The 16,648-nt window shown below is 69.7% G+C and carries 10 protein-coding genes; 4 read left to right on the forward strand and 6 right to left on the reverse strand.

All coding sequences use genetic code 11. The annotated features are described in order from the left end of the window. Positions 1 to 10: 10 nt before the first annotated feature. Positions 11 to 1,423 carry a glycoside hydrolase family 28 protein gene (locus ACWEOO_RS23075; RefSeq protein WP_452144744.1) on the reverse strand — a complete coding sequence of 471 codons (1,413 nt, stop codon included), beginning with the start codon at positions 1,421 to 1,423 and terminating at the stop codon, positions 11 to 13. 148 nt (positions 1,424 to 1,571) lie between these two features. Here ACWEOO_RS23075 and ACWEOO_RS23080 point away from each other — a divergent pair, with 148 nt between their 5' ends. Genes ACWEOO_RS23080 through ACWEOO_RS23095 form a run of 4 tightly spaced genes read left to right on the forward strand, consistent with a single transcriptional unit; the run spans position 1,572 to position 8,897 of the window. Next, a complete protein-coding gene (locus ACWEOO_RS23080) occupies positions 1,572 to 2,984 on the forward strand; it encodes a glycoside hydrolase family 28 protein (protein WP_452144745.1) in 1,413 nt (470 codons plus the stop codon). A gap of 36 nt (positions 2,985 to 3,020) precedes the next feature. Further along, the gene (locus ACWEOO_RS23085) at positions 3,021 to 3,995 is read left to right on the forward strand and encodes a LacI family DNA-binding transcriptional regulator (protein ID WP_355700187.1); all 975 of its coding nucleotides are present in this window, start codon (positions 3,021 to 3,023) and stop codon (positions 3,993 to 3,995) included. A gap of 55 nt (positions 3,996 to 4,050) precedes the next feature. Continuing rightward, positions 4,051 to 6,042, forward strand: a complete 1,992-nt coding sequence (locus tag ACWEOO_RS23090; protein WP_452144746.1) for a beta-galactosidase — start codon at positions 4,051 to 4,053, stop codon at positions 6,040 to 6,042. Continuing rightward, positions 6,039 to 8,897, forward strand: a complete 2,859-nt coding sequence (locus tag ACWEOO_RS23095) for a glycoside hydrolase family 2 TIM barrel-domain containing protein (RefSeq protein WP_452144747.1) — start codon at positions 6,039 to 6,041, stop codon at positions 8,895 to 8,897. The genes ACWEOO_RS23090 and ACWEOO_RS23095 overlap by 4 nt, the downstream gene beginning before the upstream one ends. Here ACWEOO_RS23095 and ACWEOO_RS23100 read toward each other — a convergent pair. From ACWEOO_RS23100 to ACWEOO_RS23120, 5 genes are read right to left on the reverse strand one after another with little or no spacing between them, the layout of a single operon-like run. After that, positions 8,878 to 9,348, reverse strand: coding sequence for an HIT family protein (locus ACWEOO_RS23100; protein WP_452144748.1), 471 nt, complete (start codon positions 9,346 to 9,348; stop codon positions 8,878 to 8,880). The two genes, ACWEOO_RS23095 and ACWEOO_RS23100, sit on opposite strands and share 20 nt — an antisense overlap. Positions 9,349 to 9,350: 2 nt before the next feature. Continuing rightward, entirely contained in the window at positions 9,351 to 12,101 is a 2,751-nt protein-coding gene (locus tag ACWEOO_RS23105) for a glycosyl hydrolase family 95 catalytic domain-containing protein (protein ID WP_452144749.1), read from the reverse strand. Beyond that, positions 12,098 to 14,521 carry a glycoside hydrolase family 95 protein gene (locus tag ACWEOO_RS23110; protein WP_452144750.1) on the reverse strand — a complete coding sequence of 808 codons (2,424 nt, stop codon included), beginning with the start codon at positions 14,519 to 14,521 and terminating at the stop codon, positions 12,098 to 12,100. The genes ACWEOO_RS23105 and ACWEOO_RS23110 overlap by 4 nt, the downstream gene beginning before the upstream one ends. Then, positions 14,518 to 15,402: an amidohydrolase family protein gene (locus ACWEOO_RS23115; RefSeq protein ID WP_452144751.1), complete on the reverse strand. Its 885-nt coding sequence runs from the start codon at positions 15,400 to 15,402 to the stop codon at positions 14,518 to 14,520. Before ACWEOO_RS23115 ends, ACWEOO_RS23110 begins: the two co-directional genes overlap by 4 nt. After that, the gene (locus ACWEOO_RS23120; protein ID WP_452144752.1) at positions 15,395 to 16,510 is read right to left on the reverse strand and encodes an FCD domain-containing protein; all 1,116 of its coding nucleotides are present in this window, start codon (positions 16,508 to 16,510) and stop codon (positions 15,395 to 15,397) included. Before ACWEOO_RS23120 ends, ACWEOO_RS23115 begins: the two co-directional genes overlap by 8 nt. Positions 16,511 to 16,648: the final 138 nt, after the last annotated feature.

The raw sequence follows: 16,648 nt of genomic DNA on the forward strand, positions 1-16,648 counted from the left end.
GAGGGCTCCTTCAGTTGTCGACGCGGGCGCCGTTGATCCAGACCTGATCCAGGCGCAGGCCCTCGACGTTCTCGATCACGTTCTCGTCGGTGATCGCGTCGAAGCGGCACTGGTGCAGGTGGATGTCGCGCAGCGGGTCGTCGGTGAGGCCGAGCAAATTCAGGGCGCGCGGCGCGGACGCCACGGTGAGCTGGCTGATCGTGATGCCGTGCACGTCCGGCGGGTAGGCGCCGGTGGTCACGTTGGCGTAGTTGAGCACGATCTCGATCGCGGAGTCGGCGGCCTGGCCGACCGCGATCCGGCGGACGTCGATGTTCGCGATCGTGCCGCCGCGGTTCGGGTTGCTCTTGATCCGGATCGCGCGCTCGAGGTGCGGGCTGCTCATCCGGCAGTCGCGGACGAAGATGTCCAGCACCCCGCCGCTGGTCTCGCTGCCGGCCGTCACGCCGCCGTTCCCGTCGGCCATCTCGCAGTTGCGGACGACGGCGTACCGGGCGGGAACGTTCACGCGCCGGCCGTCGGCGTCCTTGCCGGACTTGAACGCGATGCAGTCGTCGCCGGTGGAGATCGTGCAGTTCTCGATCAGCACGTCGGTGCAGGACTCCGGGTCGATGCCGTCGTTGTTCGGCCCGTCCGGGCTGTCGACGGTCACGCCGCGGATCGTGACGTTGCGGCAGAGCACCGGGTGCAGGTTCCACATCGGCGAGTCCTTGACCGTGATGCCCTCGAGCAGCACGTTCTCGCAGCGGTTGAACTGCAGCAGGTTCGGCCGCAGGTTGTGACCGGCGCCGAACACCCGCTCCTCGACCGGGACACCAGCTTCGGCCATCTGGATCAGCAGCGTCTTGTCCGGTCCCTCGTTGGGCGGCGGGCCGCCCGTCCAGTCCCACCAGTGCGTCGCGTCGGCGCGGCCGTCCAGAACGCCGGCGCCGGTGACCGCGATGTCGCGCTGTCCGTAGGCGTAGACGAAGGCGGCGTAGTTGTAGCACTCCGTCCCCTCGTAGCGCGTCGGCACCACCGGCAGATACGCGGCCGGGTCCTGGCTGAACGCCAATCGCGCGCCGGCCGCCAGATGCAGGTCGACGCGACTCAACAGGTGAACGGCGCCGGTGCGGTAGTCACCGGCCGGTACGACGACATGCCCGCCGCCGCTGCGGTGGCACGCCACGATCGCCGCGCGCAGCGCCGCCGTGCAGTCGGTGGCATCGTCGCCGACGGCGCCGAAATCGGTCACGTCGTACCAGCGGTCCGGGAAACGCGGCGGGCGGATCCGGCGCAGGATGGCGGCGATCTGCGCGTCGGCGGACGCCTCCGGGGCGAGCGCGGCGGCGGCCGGGGCGGTGCCGCCGCCGAGCAGGGATCCGCCGGCGAGAGCGGCTCCGCCGGCGAACAGGACGGTACGGCGACGAACAGGGGCGGTCATCCGCTGCCTCCTAGTATGCAAACGATTGCAACCGATCGTGCCCGCAGACCGCGAGGGTGTCAACGCCTGGGCTTGACCGGCGCGGAATCTCTTGGATACTTGCGGGCAAAGCTTTACCTCAACCGTGTCTGAGGAAGGTGTTCCGCCCATGCGTCCCACCCGTCGTCAACTTCTCGGTCTCTCGGTCGGAGGAGTGGTTGCTGCTGGCATCGGCCTGCCCGCGGCCGCCGATCCGGGCGTCGCTGAACCGGGCGCCGAAGGCCTGATCCGGTCGCGGATCCGCCCGCCGCGGTTCCGTGACGCCTGGTTCCCGATCACGGCGTACGGCGCGACGCCGGCCGACGCGACCGCGGGGATCGCCGCCGCCGTCGCGGCGTGTCACCAGGCCGGCGGCGGGCATGTCGTCGTACCGCCCGGTGTGTGGCAGACCGGTGCGATCAACCTGCTGAGTCACGTCGACCTGCACCTCGACGAGGGCGCGACGCTGCGGTTCAGCACCGACCCCGCGGCGTACCTGCCGGTTGTCCGGACCCGCTGGCAGAGCGTCGAGGTGTACAACTACTCGTCGCTGATCCGTGCCGAGGGGCAGACCGACATCGGCATCACCGGCAAGGGGGTGCTCGACGGCGCCGGCGACAACGAGCACTGGTGGTACCTGATCGGCAGCGGGCAGTACGGCTGGCACACCGGCCTGCCGAACCAGCGCGCCGACTGGGCCGAGCTCGAGCGGATGAACAACGAGCAGGTCCCGGTCGAGCAGCGCGTCTTCGGCGCGGGGCACTACCTCCGCCCGAGCTTCATCCAGCCGTTCCGCTGCACGAACGTGCTGGTCGAAGGCGTGACGGTCAAGGACTCGCCGATGTGGACGATCCACCCGCTCGAGTGCCGCAACGTCACCGTGCAGGGCGTCACCGTGAACAACCTCGGCCCGAACGGCGACGGCTGCAACCCGGAGTCCTGCACCGACGTGCTGATCCGCGACTGCACGTTCGCGACTCACGACGACTGCATCGCGATCAAGTCCGGCCGGGACGCCGACGGCCGCCGGCTCGGCCTGCCGTCGCGCGGGATCATCGTCGAGGACTGCACCTTCGTCAGCGGTGGCGCCGCGGTCGCTGTCGGTAGCGAGATGAGCGGCGGCATCGAGGACGTGTTCGTCCGGCGGCTGTCCGCGCCGGGCGATCCGGCCGCCGACGAGGCGTACCTGCAATGGCTGCTGTGCGTGAAGTCCACCTCGACCCGCGGCGGATACGTCCGCAATGTCGACGTCAGCGACGTGGATTCGCGCGCCTGGATGTATCGTCCTTTGGAAATCACTTTCAGCTACCAGGGAGGTGGCGACCAGTCGCTGTTCCCCGCTGTGCACGGCATCCGTTTCGACCGGGTCCGGGTGGCCCGCGCCGAGCGGGCCTATCGCATCGTGGGGGCGGAGACCAAGCACATCTCCTCGGTGGCGATCACCGACAGCCGGTTCGACGAGGTCGCGGCGGAAGCTGTCGTACAGTACGCCGACGACGTGACGATCCGGAACGTTCGGATCGGTGCTTCTGAGGGGATTTAGGGGAACACAGTGGCGGAACGGGTTCGCTTGATCGATGTGGCACGCGAGGCCGGCACCTCGGTCTCGACGGTGTCGCGCGCGCTGAACGGATCCGACCTGATCTCGCCCGAGGTCGTCGCCCATGTGCGCGCGGTGGCCGGCCAGCTGGGGTACCGCGCCGACAAGCGGGCGCAGGAGTTCAAGCTCGGCCGCCCGCTGACGGTCGGCGTGACGGTGCCCGACCTGGCGAACCCGTTCTTCTCCGAGGTGCTGAAGGGCCTGAACGCCGCGGCGCGGGCCGGCGGCTACCGCCTGCTGATCGGTGAGAGCGGCGAGGATCCGGCCGAGGAGCTGCGACTCGTCGACGAGTTGGTCGACTACTCCGGCGCGCTGGTGCTCTGCAGTTCGCGGCTCACCCGCGCCGGACTGGAGAAGGCGCTGGCGCTACCGGTGCCGGTGGTGTGCATCAACCGCACCGTGAAGAACGCGGGCGTGGTCGCCATCGACTACCGGGCCGCCTCGCGGTTGCTGCTCGAGCATCTCACCGGCCTCGGCCATCGCCGCGTGCTGTACGTCGGCGGCCCGGCGTCGTCGTGGTCCGACGGCGAGCGCCGCCGCACGCTGCGTCGTACGGCGCGGGCGCTCGACGTGACGCTGGACGAGGTCGACGGCGGCTGGTCCGGCAACCACGGGTACGACGCGGGCCCGGCCGTCCTGCACAGCCGGGCCACCGCGGTGATCACGTTCAACGACCTGGTCGGCATCGGGTTGCTGAGCTGGATGTACGACAACGGCGTCGAGGTTCCGTCGGAGTTGTCGGTCGCGTCGTACGACGACATTCCGATCGCGGCGTATTCACGGCCGCCGCTGACGTCGCTGCGCAACGAGCGGGCGAGGCTGGGCGAGCTGGCGTGGCAGCAGCTCACCAAGCGACTCGGTGGCGACGACTGGCCGGCGCCGGATCTGCTCACCCCCGAGCTTGTGGTGCGGGCCAGCACCGGAACCGCCCGGCGACGGGCCCGGATTCGCTGAAATCCCTGCATGCAAACGATTGCACGCGCGGTCTGTCGTCGGTTAGCGTTGGCGCATGCTGCCGCCACATATCGTGCTGGGGACGGCCTACTACCCGGAATATCTGCCACGTTCGCTCGGTGACCGGATCCCGGCCGACCTGGATCTGATGGTCGCGGCCGGTATCACCGCCGTCCGCGTCGGCGAGTCGGCCTGGTCGACGTGGGAACCGCGGGCCGGCGTCTTCGACCTCGAATGGATCCGCCCGGTGCTCGACGGCGCCCACGACCGCGGGATCGGCGTGATCCTCGGGACGCCGACGTACGCCGTACCGCCGTGGCTGCAGCGGGCGCACCCGGAGATCGCGGCCGAGCGTCGGACCGGCGTACCGGTGCCGTGGGGGATCCGGCAGGAGATCGACTACGGGCAGCCGGCGTTCCGCTTCCACGCGGAGCGGGTGGTGCGCCGGATCGTGGAACGGTACCGGGACCATCCAGCGGTGATCGGGTACCAGGTCGACAACGAGCCCGGTGTGCTGCTGGCGCACAATGCGTCGGTCTTCGGCGATTTCGTGGCTGGGTTGCGCCGGACCTACGGCGACGTCGAGGCGCTGAACGAGGCCTGGGGACTGACCTACTGGTCGCATCGGCTGAGCGATTGGTCCGAGTTGTGGCGGCCGGACGGGAACAGCACCCCGTCGTACGACCTGGCCTGGCGCCGTTTCCAGGCTTCGCGGACCACGGAGTTCATCGGGTGGCAGGCGGAGCTGGTACGCGAGCTGCGACGGCCGGGACAGTTCGTCACGACCTGCCTGGCGTACGACCGGCCGGCGGTGGCCGACGTGGACTTGACCTCGCAGCTGGACGTTGCAGCGGGCAACATCTATGTGGATGTGCAGGACGGGCTCGCGCGCCCGGTGGAGCCGTCGCGGTTGGCGCCGGGGTGGATCGGGCGGAGTGTGTCCGAGCTGTTCCTGGCCGCCGACCGCGTGTACGGGTCGCGCGGCATGCCATTCCTGGTGACCGAGACGAACGCGACCTCGATCGGCGGCTCGCACCAGAACCGGCCGCCGTACGACGGGCAGCTGCGACAGGTCGCGTGGGCGATGGTGTCGCGCGGTGCGCGGATGGTCGAGTACTGGCATTGGCACTCGATCCACCATGGCGCGGAGACGTTCTGGGGCGGGATTCTCGGGCACGGGCTGGAGCCCGGGCGGGTGTATCGGGAGATCGCCGCCGTCGGGGCGGAGTTGGCGGCGGCCGGCTCGTCGGTGGTCGACCTCACGCCTGACGTCGACGTCGTGGTGCTGTGGTCGACCGAGAGCGACTGGGCGATGCAGTGCCAGCCGCCGTTGGCCACCGCGGGCGGTGCGCCTGACAAGGCGTCGTACCGGACGATCGTCGAAGCGTTCTACGGCGGGGTCCTGGACGCCGGGCTGCGGCCGGGAGTAGTGCCGGTCGAGCGGCTCGAGACCGCGTTGTCGGCGCCGGTCGTGGTTGCCGCCGGCCTGTATGTGGCGTCGGATGCCGTGCTGGATCGGCTGGTCGGCTATGCGCGGGACGGCGGGCATCTGGTCGTCGGGCCGCGGACGGGGTACGCGGATCCGGAGGCCCGGCCGCGGCCGTCGGTCGCTCCGGCGCGGTTGCGGGAGGCGGCCGGAACGGCGTACCACGAGTTCGAGAACCTGGAGGCCGCGATGCCGGTCAGCGGGCTGGACGGGTGTGCCACGCGATGGGCGGAGACCTTGCTCGTCGAGGACGCCGAGGTGCTGGCGTCGTACGAGCATCCGGACGGCCGCCGGCCGATCGTCACGACCAAGCGGTTCGGCGCCGGGCGGGTGACGTACGTCGGCACGGTGCCGGACGCTGCGCTGGCGGCGGCGCTGTACGGGGAGTCGCGGTTGTGGGCTCCGTCGGTGACCGCGCTGTCGGCGGTGAACGCGGCGGGGGAGCGGTTGTGGTTCGTGCACAACTGGTCGGGTGCTTCGGTCGTCATGTCGCCGTCAGTGCCTGTCGGGCGAATCGAGTTGGGGCCGTGGGACGTGCGGGTGCTCAAGGAGGCGCAGTGAGGTACTTCGAGGATCTGACGCCGAGCACCGGGGCCCGGGAGCCGCGGGCGTGGTTGCGGTCGTCGCGGCCGCGGATCTGCTTGAACGGCCGCTGGAGCTTCAAGCTTTGGGACAGCGCGCCGGACGGCGTACCGGAGATCGGGCCGGACTGGGGTGAGCTGGAGGTCCCGGGGCACTGGGTGCTGCAGGGGCACGACCGGCCGCGGTACACCAACACGGCGTTCCCGTTCCCGATCGATCCGCCGTACGCACCGGACGCCAACCCGACCGGTGACCACGTCCGCTCGTTCGACCTGCCGGGCGACTGGCCGGCTGACGGCGCGGTCCTGCGGTTCGAGGGCGTCGACTCGTGCTTCAAGGTCTGGGTGAACGGCGTCGAGGCAGGGACCGCGAAGGGCAGCCGGCTGCCGAGCGAGTTCACCGTCGGCCACCTGTTGCGGCCGGGACGGAACACGCTGGCCGTGCGGGTGCATCAGTGGTCGTCGGGTTCGTACCTCGAGGACCAGGACATGTGGTGGCTGCCCGGCATCTTCCGGGACGTGACGCTGCTCGCGCGGCCGTTGATCGACGACGTCTTCGTGCACGCGTCGTACGACCACGTGACCGGCGCCGGGACACTGCGCGTCGACACGGCGCCGGACGCGGTCGTCCGGGTACCGGAGCTCGGTGTCGTCGCGGAGCCGGGGGCGCCGGTGACGATCGGTGCGGTGGAGCCCTGGTCGGCCGAGCTGCCGCGGCTGTACGACGCGACGGTCGAGGTGCCGGGGGAGACGGTCGAGCTGCGGATCGGGTTCCGGACCGTGCGGATGGTGGACGGGCTGTTCACCGCGAACGGGCAGCCGCTGTTCTTCCGCGGCGTGAACCGGCACGAGCACGACGAACGGCGCGGCCGGGCGATGACGGTGGACGCGATGCGCGAGGACCTCGTGCTGATGAAGCGGCACAACGTCAACGCCGTACGGACCGCGCACTATCCGCCGCATCCGGCGTTCCTGGACCTGTGCGACGAGCTCGGGCTGTGGGTGATCGACGAGTGCGACATCGAGACGCACGGGTTCATCTACACCGACTGGCGGGGCAACCCGGCCGACGACCCGGACTGGGCGCCGATGATGCTCGACCGGATGCGGCGGATGGTCGAACGCGACAAGAACCATCCCAGCGTGGTCATCTGGTCGCTGGCCAACGAGAGCCACCGCGGCCGGAACTTCGGCGAGCTGGCGGCCTGGACGCGGCAGCGGGATCCGGAGCGGGCGCTGTTCTACGAGCGGGACCGGACGTACGAGTTCTCCGACTTCTACAGCCTGATGTACCCGCCGCTGGAGGACCTCGAGGCGATCGGCACACGGACGGAGGACGTACCGGAGGAGACCGCCGAGCACCCGTCGTTGGAGGCCCGGCGCCGCGCTTTGCCGTTCGTACTCGCCGAGTACGGGCATGCGATGGGCAACGGTCCCGGCGGGCTGGCAGACTATCAGCGGATCCTCGAGCGCTACCCGCGGCTGCAGGGCGGCTTCCTCTGGGAGTGGATCGACCACGGCCTGCTGTTGCCTGGTGCAACCGACCATGTGTACGGCGGCGACTTCGGCGAGCGACTCCACGGTATGAACTTCTGCATCGACGGCCTGCTGTTCCCGGACCGCACCCCGTCGCCGGGTCTGACCGAGTACAAGAAGGTCATCGAACCGGTTCGTTTCACCGGGCCGGATCCGCTCGTCGTCCACAACCACCGGACCTTCACGGGCTTGGACGATCTGGAGTTCCTGTGGTCGGTGGCGGAGGACGGCGTCGAGGTGGACGCCGGCCGGCTGGACCTTCCTCACATCGCGCCGGGGGAGTCGACGGAGCTGCGGCTTGCTCTGCCTGCCCCTGCTCAGGCTGAGCAGGTGTTGACTGTGCGCGCCGTGCTGGCGAAGGACGAGGCGTGGGCTGCGGCGGGGCATGAGGTTGCTTGGGCGCAGTTCGTGCTGGAGCAACCGGCTGCCGTTCCTGTGGTGGCCGCTGCTGTGGAGGACAGGGGAGAGGTGCTGAGGGTCGGTGGGGGCGAGTTCGACCGTAGAACTGGTCGGCTGACGCGGTTGTTCGGTCAGGTGGTCGACGGGCCGGTGCTGGACTTGTGGCGTGCACCGACGGACAACGACAACGGCCAGGGCGGGCGCAACGGTGTCACCCAGGAGTGGCGTGCGGCCGGGCTCGATCGGCTGCTGCACCGCGTGGATGCGGTCGAAGTGGTGGACAACGAGCTGATCGTGCGTGCACGCGTGGCGCCTGAGGGGCTCGGCGTCGGCGTGCGTACGACGTACCGCTGGACTGCTGACGAGCATCGCCTCCAGCTGACCGTTGACGTGCAGCCGGAGGGGGAGTGGGGCGGCACGGCCGTCACGCCGCGCTGCGGGAGCTGGCCGCGGGTCGGCGTACGCATGACGTTGCCCAAGGCGTTGGAGAATGTGCAGTGGTACGGCGGTGGTCCGGGGGAGGCGTACGCCGACAGTCGCGAGGCGGCTCGTGTCGGGCGGTACGCAGGCACCGTCGACGAACTGCAGACGCCGTACGTCGTGCCGCAGGAGAACGGCTCCCGGATCGACGTCCGTTGGGTCGAGCTGACCGATGCTGGCGGCAACGGTCTGCGCGTGGACGGCGCGCCGTACTTCCAGCTGACCGCGCGCCGCTGGACCACCGAGGACCTGGAACGCGCCCGCCACCGCTCGGACCTGGTCCCGCGCGACCACATCTACCTCAACCTCGACCTGGCCCAGAACGCTCTCGGGTCCGCCTCTTGCGGCCCGGCCGCCACACCTCAGCACCAGCTGGAAGTAGCGCCGTACACCTTCAGCCTCACCTTCCAGCGGACCTGAAGTACGCCTCGAGGCGCTCGATGTACGGGGCGCGCTGCGCCGCGGTCGCGGGCGCCTCCAGGTGACGGGTGTTGTAGAGGTTGTCGCCGGGGTACCGCGGGAAGACGTGGACGTGGTAGTGCCAGGCGTCTTGGTAGCCGGCTGGCTCGTTGTGCTGGCGGGTGGAGACACCGGCGCACCCGTAGGTGCTGCGGATGGCGATTGCGACCTCTCGGACGACGTCGTGGACGGCGTGGCCGGACTGCGCTGGTAGGTCGTACAGGTTCTCGTGGTGTTCGGTCGGGACGACCAGGACGTGGCCCTGGTTATTGGGCCACCAGCGGGAGGCTACGAAGGCCAGGGCGTGCTCGCGGCGCAGCACGATGTCGTGCTGCGCCGTGAGGCTGTCCTCGCCCCCGGCGGCCAGTCGGCAGAACGGGCAGTCGTAGCCGTCGGGGGCGTGGTTGAACATGACTAGCGTGGTACCACGAACGTGACGTAGGTGGAATTGCCCTTGCCTGCCACCCCGGAGTTTGGTCCGAGGGTCAGTTGTCCGGCAGGTACGTCGCGTTTGAAGAGGATCAGGCGCTGGTCCGTGGTGCCGACGGTCTCGCCGGTGCGAGTGAAATCGGACAGCCACGCCGGCCACCACACATTCTCGCCGCGTGGATCGAAGGCGACGTAGACCGTGGCCGGACGGGTCAGGTTGAGCTTCAGATAGTCCGGCGGTGTGGTCGCCTTGGAGTCGTCGTTGGCGCCCTGGACCAACGCCTGCCCGTTCAACTGACCGGGCAGTTCGCTGACCGTGTAGCTGCGGTCGACATAGATCGGTGCGCCGACCTGCGCCTTCACCAGGTTGGACAGCTTCTCCGGCGCCACCACGGACACCAGGTCGCTCGCCAACGGCGGCTCACTCTTCTTGACGCCCAGCACCCGGTTCCCCACGGTCTTGACCGCGGTAGCCGGCTGACCGGTCAATGGCGCATAGGTGAGCGACGAGAGCGGCACGTCGACACGCTCCACCGTGTACGACGCGTGCGGGAGGACCGCGACCGACAGAACCTCGGCCGAGCCGGCACCGACAACGACCCGCCCCTGAGCGTCGACCACCCGAACCTTCTGACCTGGCCACGGGTTGCGCACCTTCAGCGTCTCCCGGCTGCCGGCCTGGATACCGACCACCGTCGGTACGCCGTCGTGCACCTCGGTGCTGATCCGGTGGCCGCCCTCGATCTGCACCGACCCCGCGACGTCCCAGTCCCGCGGCCACGCCGGGGCGACGTGCACAACACCGTCGTACGACTGAACCAAGGCTTCCTGCAGGCCGGTGCTCAGGACACCGCCCCACTCGTTGTAGAAGCTGTGGTTGCGGACCGCCTCCTGGCCGGTGCGGTGGACGGTGAAACCGTTCGGGTAGATCTGGAAGTCGGCGATGCCCTTCAGCAGCATCCGTTTCACCTCGTCCGGCAGACCGAGTCGCGCGGCCCAGGTCGCGTCCATACCCCAGTCCTTGTCCTGCGGGTACACGCGCTGCCGGTACGTCGCCTGCATCAACTCGGACGTCTCGTCGAACACGCCCCACGGCCAGAGCGCCTCCATCTCCGGGTTCTGCGTGTTGTGGGCTGCCTCGTCGGTACCGGACCACGCCAGCACCTGCTCGCCGTTGCGCTCGACGGTCCGGAAGGGCGGGAGCTTGCGCACCGCGTCCCGCAACTGCGCGGCCAGCGCGGTGTCCCCACGCGTCTGTGCCAGGTCGGCGACGAGCGGGAAGATCACCCGCATCGCGGCCAGGTCCGGCACCGGGTCAGTGGTGTCCCACTGCACCTCCAGCGCGTTCACGTGCTCCAGATGCAGGTAGCCGTCCGCGCCCGGCGTCATGGCCGACAGGTAGAACCGCGCCACGTCCCGCATCAGCGGATAGCCGCGGTCCAGCAAGGCCTTGTCGCCGGTGTACCGGTACTGCTGCCAGATGTTGTTCACCAGCTCAGGGCCACTGGTCAGGATCCTCCGCGTCCAGCTGGGCTCCTGTGTGTTGTCACAGCCGTCACCGGTGCCGTCGTACCGCATGAACTCCGGCAGACAGAGCCCCTCGCCGCCGATCCAGTGCGTCCGCGTCCACTCGCGCATCAGCTCGGCACGGTCCAGGTAGAACTTGAAGTACGGCGAGTTGAGCTCGCCGACGCCGGCGCCGAGGTTCGCGGACACCAGCATCCGCAGGTTGAAGTGCCAGTACGAGTCCTGTGCCCAGTCGGCCTGGTCTCCGGACGACGAGAACATCCGGACGACAGCGCCGTGCGTGCTCGGTACGTTGCCGCGCATCGATGCGGCCATGGTGTACAGCTGCAGCGTCCGCAGGTTCTCGACGTACTCACCGGAACCGTCGGCCGACGTGATCCGCATCGGCGCCGCCTTGTCCCAGAAGGCGTGCCACCAGTCGAGGTGATGGCTGGGCGTCTCGACCACTGCCCGCCGGGCGGCGGCGCGCAGTTCACCACCGCGGTACGACGGTACGCCGACCACGAGCCGGAAGCTGCCGTCCGCCCGAGGACGGAACGTCAGCCGCACCGTCAGCGGATCGACCACCGACGCGGTGACGCCCTGGGCCTGTGCGGTCAGCGCGGCGACCGCACCGGTGATGCTGCCGGACGCCTCGTCGTGGAACGTCTCCGCCAGCGCGGCGATCCCGTTCGCGGCGCTGACCGCCGGCGTACGACCGGCCCACAACTTCAGGTCAGCAGTCTGCGGCCGCGACGGATCCGCTCCCGTGACTTCCAGAACGAACTGATCCGCGTCGGCACGCACGTAGGACCGCGCGGTCATTCCACCGCCGCTCTGCACGACCTGGCCGTCGTACAGCGACAGCCGGCCGCTGTAGTCGTCGGCACGCATCAGCGAGTCCAGCCCCGGTACGACGAGGCGTCCAGCGGACTTGAGGTCTGGGAACGTGTCCACGCGGTTGAGCTGAGCGCTGTACCCCTTCTCGGCCCAGACCGAGGCGCCGAGCACACCATTTCCAAGCGGCATCGCCTGGTAGTAACGCCAGGCAGGGCCCTCTTGGACGAGGTCTGAGCGCGATACCAGGCCGGCTGTATCGCCCTGCAGCGCACCGCCATGCCAAGCGGTCGTCTGCTGCTCAGTGGGCGTAGTACTGGCAGTTGGCAGCGAGGTGGCGCCGACACTGAGCAGGGCAGCCAGCAACGGCATCGTCAGTCGCAGGGCGTTCATGCGCGCACCTCCACGAAGTAGTCGATGCCGGGACGAGTGCGGAACTCGACCACGCCGTCCTCCGGCCTGGCGAACGCGACCGGTCCGGCGGACGACTTCACGTCCACCAGAGCGCCAGTCCGCAGCCGCAGCCGGTTGCCGAGCAGCGACCGGATCTTCGCCTTGGCCAACCTCCCGCCGGACCAGGAGAACTCCAGGTCGAAGCCGCCGCGGGCGCGCATGCCCCGGATGCTCCCGGTCGGGAACGCCGTCGGCAGACACGGCAGCAGCGCGACCTCACCGGAGTGGCTCTGCATGATCATCTCGGTGAGGCCGGAGACGCCGCCGAAGTTCCCGTCGATCTGGAACGGCGGGTGCAGGTCGAACAGGTTCGGTGCGGTCCGGCCGGGGCCCAGCAGCTGCGTGAGGTGCTTGTACGCGTTGTCCGGCTCGAGCAGTCGCGCGCGCAGGTTCAGTTTCCACGCCAGCGACCACCCGGCGGTGACGGCCGGCCCGCGGAGCTCCAGCGACTTGCGGGCCGCGTCGGCGAGCTCCGGCGTACGGCGGGGTGTCACCTGGTCGCTCGGGAACACGGCCCACAGGTGTGAGACATGTCGACTCGTCTCCAGTGCGGCCTCCTCCCAGTCGATCAGCCATTCCTGGATCTGGCCGAGGTACCCGATCTGGATCGGCGCGAGCTTCGACCGTGCTTCCGCTGCGGCTGCGGCCAGCGCGCTGTCGACGCCGAGCACCGCGGTCGCCTGCCCGAACACCTTGAAGAGGTCGTGCAGGATCTCGGTGTCCATCGTCGGCCCGGCGCACATGCTCACGCCGACGTTGTCGTAGTCGTGGTGCTTGAGCTCGGGGGAGTGCGACGGGCTGGTCACCAGCCAGCCTGTTTTCGCGTCGGTCTGCAGCTGGTCGAGGAAGAACTCCACCGAGCCGCGCAGGACCGGGTAGTACTTCCGCAGCATCTCCAGGTCGCCGGTGTACTCGTACCGCTCCCAGAACAGCAGCGACAGCCACGCACCGCCGGTCGGCCAGACACCGTAGTACGCGAAGTCCACTGGTGCGGTGCCGCGCCAGCCGTCGGTGTTGTGATGCGCGACCCAGCCCGGGGCGTCGTACATGGCGGCCGCCGTCCGCGCGCCGGACTCCGACAGCTCACCGATCATCTGGAACAGCGGGTCCCAGCACTCCGCGAGGTTGGCCGGGCCGGCCGGCCAGTAGTTCATCTCGCAGTTGATGTTCAGGGTGAACTTGGACTGCCACTCGGGCAGCATCTTGTAGCTCCAGATGCCCTGCAGGTTCGCGGGCTGACCCGGCGTGCGGGAGCTGGAGATCAGCAGGTACCGGCCGAACTGGTAGTACAGCGCGGCCAGTTGCGGGTCGCCGCCGTTGCGGAACGCGATGATGCGCTGGTCGGTCGGCAGGGCGATCGAGTCCGACGTACCGAGGTCCAGATCGAGACGGCCGAACAGGCGCTGGTAGTCGTCCACGTGTGCGTGCCGGAGTGCGCCGTACGCCGGGCGGCCGACCGCCGTCAGCGGCGCGGCCGCGCGTGCGACTTGGTCAGCGCCGACATCGAGGTAGTTGCGGTAGCTGGTGCCGACCGAGAACAGCAGCGTGACCTCGTCCGCGCCGGCGACCGAGAGCTTGCCGTTAGCAACCGTCGTGGTGCCGCCGTCGGCGAAGGCGCGAAGCAGCGCGCAGAACTTGACCGATCCTTTGAGACCTTCGGCGTCGCCGCTGATGCCGTTGAGTGCCAGCGTGCGCTCGTCGTACGCCGCGGGTGTCGCCGCCTGCTCGGTGGTGTACGTCGCGTCGAAGGTGAGCGCGCCGCGCTGGTTCGCGGTCAGCTTCATCACCAGCACCTGCGCGGGATGGCTGACGAACACCTCCCGGGTGTAGCGCACGCCCGCGTGCTCGTAGCTGACCGACGTGATCGCCGTGGTCAGGTCGAGCTCGCGCCGGTACGCCGTGACCGCGGTCGCGTCGATGCCCGGGAAGGTCAGCGACAGGTAGCCGACCGGCTGGTACTGCATCTGCTCGGTCGGGCGACCCATGAAGTGCTGGTCGGCGAGGTTCTGCGCGTCGAGGTACTTCTCCTCGGCGATCAGCCGGCGGATCTCGGGCAGCACCTCCTTGCCGACCGGGTCGTCGTACTGGTGCGGGCCGCCGGCCCAGATCGAGTCCTCGTTGAGCTGCAGCGTCTCGGTGGCGGTCCCGCCGTACACCATGGCGCCGAGCCTTCCGTTGCCGATGGCAAGTGCTTGGAGCCACTCGGTGGCGGGCTGGGTGTACCAGAGCTTGAGGGGGTTGGTGTCGCTGCCGGTGGTCGCGGCTGCGGACAGGGGATGGGTGAGTGAGCCGGCGACGACTGCGGTGCCGGCCGCGGCACCGGCGGTCTTGAGGACCTGGCGCCGGGTGTATTCGGTCATGGGGCGGTCTCCCTGGGGCGGTAGATGCGCTGGGCGGTGCCACGGAACACGTCGTTGTGCGTGGCGGGTGGCAGCAGTGCGGTGGTACGGCGGATCACCTCGGCGCGGGGGGCGGCCAGCGTGCACACGGGCCAGTCCGAGCCGAACAGCAACCGTTCACTGCCGAAGAGTTCGAGGGCGACGTCGACCAGTGCGCGGAGGTCGTCGGTCGCGAGATGGGCGGTACCGGAGAGCTTGACGGTGACGTTCGGGCACTCGGCGAGTGCCTGCATTCCGGTGCGCCACGCGGGGGTGGCGGTCGTCGGGTTGCCGAGGTGGTCGAGGACCAGGCGGGCGTCCGGTACGGCGGTGGCGAGCCGGGCGGCGCCGATCAGGGCGGCGGGGCGGATCAGGAGATCGATGGCAAGGCCGGCGTCGGCGGCGGCCCGCACTCCGCGCACGTGCGCGGGAGCTGTCAGCAGGTCGGGATCGCTCTGGTCCTGCGGCGGACTACGCACCCCGACCAGCAACGGATCATCAGGCACCCGATCCGGAAACTCCAGCAGATCGAACCACCCCACCACCCCCACCACAGCCGATTCCCGCCGGGCCAACGCCAGCAGGTAACCAACCTCGGCCGGGTCCGCGTCAGCTTGCACCAGCAGAACACTCGACCCGGCGTCGGGCACCGCGCTCACGGCCCAACTCAGGGGTTGACCCCGGAGCTGGCCGGTTGCGGACCCAGAAGGCGGGGGGTCAACCGGCACTCCGAGGGGTTGACCCCTGAGATGGTCGAGGGAGAAGTCGCGGCGGAGCGGGTGGCCGGGGTCCAGCCACGGGAGGACCTGCTGGGACAGGTTCCAGACGTGGACGTGGGCGTCGAGCAAGGCGGCTTCAGTCATGGTGGCCGGCTGGTCTGGTGATGGAGCTTTCGCCGCGGGCGTGGGCGGCGAAGAGGCGGGCGGAGTCTTCGGGGTCGGTGCCGTTGAGGACCTCGATCAGGTCGAGGTGGCGGCGGGCCATCAGGCCCCAGTCGCCGGCGTACATCGCGTTCGAGACCACCTGCAGGCTCCACAGGGCCGGCTCGAGCGTCCGCCACACGCGGAGCAGCATCGAGTTACCGCTGGTCGCCAGCACCTGCCGGTGGAACCGCAGGTCGGCCTCGCGGAACGCGCCGATGTCGTGGTGACCGGCGGCCTCGATCATCCGCTGCATCTCGATCCGGAGCAGGTCCAGCTCCTCCGGCGGCACATGCCCGGTCGCCCGCCGCGCCGCCGCGGACTCCAGCAGCACCCGGACTTCGCGCGCCTCCCGGGCCTCGACCTGCGAGATCTCGGTGACGAAGTTGCCCAGCCGCGGCCGGTACGTGACGAGCCCCTCGTGCGCCAACCGCCGTACGGCTTCACGGGCCGGGGTCTGGCTGGTCCCGAGCACCCGCGCGATCTCGGACTCGACGACCCGCATCCCGGGCGCGAGCTCGCCGGACAGTATCCAGCCGCGGATCGCTTCGTACACCCGGTCGGACAGCAACTCAGGGTCACTGGGGACGGGCGGAGCGGGACGGCCGGCACCCAGGACGATTCCAGCACCGGAGCGGTAGTGCTGGACCTCCTCCCGGCGGCGCCGCGCGACCGTCGACTGCGAGACGCCGTACGCCGCCGCCAGTTCGCGCGTCGAGGGCCGATGTCCGGAATCGGCCATCGATGTTGCCGCGACAGCGCCCAGCTGCACCCGGTCGACCATTCGCGGCCGTCCGCTGCGCATCCCGTCGTCGAGGCCGGCCATGCCCATCCGGAGGAAGCGGCGACGCCACTTGCCGACCGTGCCGGGGGTGACCTCGAGCAGGTCCGCGACCGCCTTGTTCGACCGTCCCTCGGCGCTGGCCAGCACGATCCTGGCGCGCAGCCGCATGGCGTCGGTGGTCCGCGGCGCGGCGGCGAGCTGGCTGAGCGCGGTCCGCTCGGCCACCGACAGGGTCAGCGGCGACTTCGGTCTTCCGGCATCGGGCATGGCTGCATGGTGACCCCGTTCACAGTGTTCTGCCAACCCTATATAGCGCGGACTTCTGACTCACGGCGTCCACTTTGTCGCGTAAACGTTGACACTTCGGCGCGGCGCTCTGCATCGTCACTCGATAACGACGCCCGG

The sequence above is a fragment of the Kribbella sp. NPDC004138 genome, assembly GCF_053603655.1.

Excerpts from the sequence above, each read along its gene's own strand:
- ACWEOO_RS23075 (WP_452144744.1), bottom strand. The coding sequence starts at position 1,423 with ATGACCGCCCCTGTTCGTCGCCGTACCGTCCTGTTCGCCGGCGGAGCC.
- ACWEOO_RS23100 (WP_452144748.1), bottom strand. The coding sequence starts at position 9,348 with ATGTTCAACCACGCCCCCGACGGCTACGACTGCCCGTTCTGCCGACTG.
- ACWEOO_RS23120 (WP_452144752.1), bottom strand. The coding sequence starts at position 16,510 with ATGCCCGATGCCGGAAGACCGAAGTCGCCGCTGACCCTGTCGGTGGCC.
- ACWEOO_RS23080 (WP_452144745.1), top strand. The coding sequence starts at position 1,572 with ATGCGTCCCACCCGTCGTCAACTTCTCGGTCTCTCGGTCGGAGGAGTG.
- ACWEOO_RS23090 (WP_452144746.1), top strand. The coding sequence starts at position 4,051 with ATGCTGCCGCCACATATCGTGCTGGGGACGGCCTACTACCCGGAATAT.
- ACWEOO_RS23115 (WP_452144751.1), bottom strand. The coding sequence starts at position 15,402 with ATGACTGAAGCCGCCTTGCTCGACGCCCACGTCCACGTCTGGAACCTG.
- ACWEOO_RS23105 (WP_452144749.1), bottom strand. The coding sequence starts at position 12,101 with ATGAACGCCCTGCGACTGACGATGCCGTTGCTGGCTGCCCTGCTCAGT.
- ACWEOO_RS23110 (WP_452144750.1), bottom strand. The coding sequence starts at position 14,521 with ATGACCGAATACACCCGGCGCCAGGTCCTCAAGACCGCCGGTGCCGCG.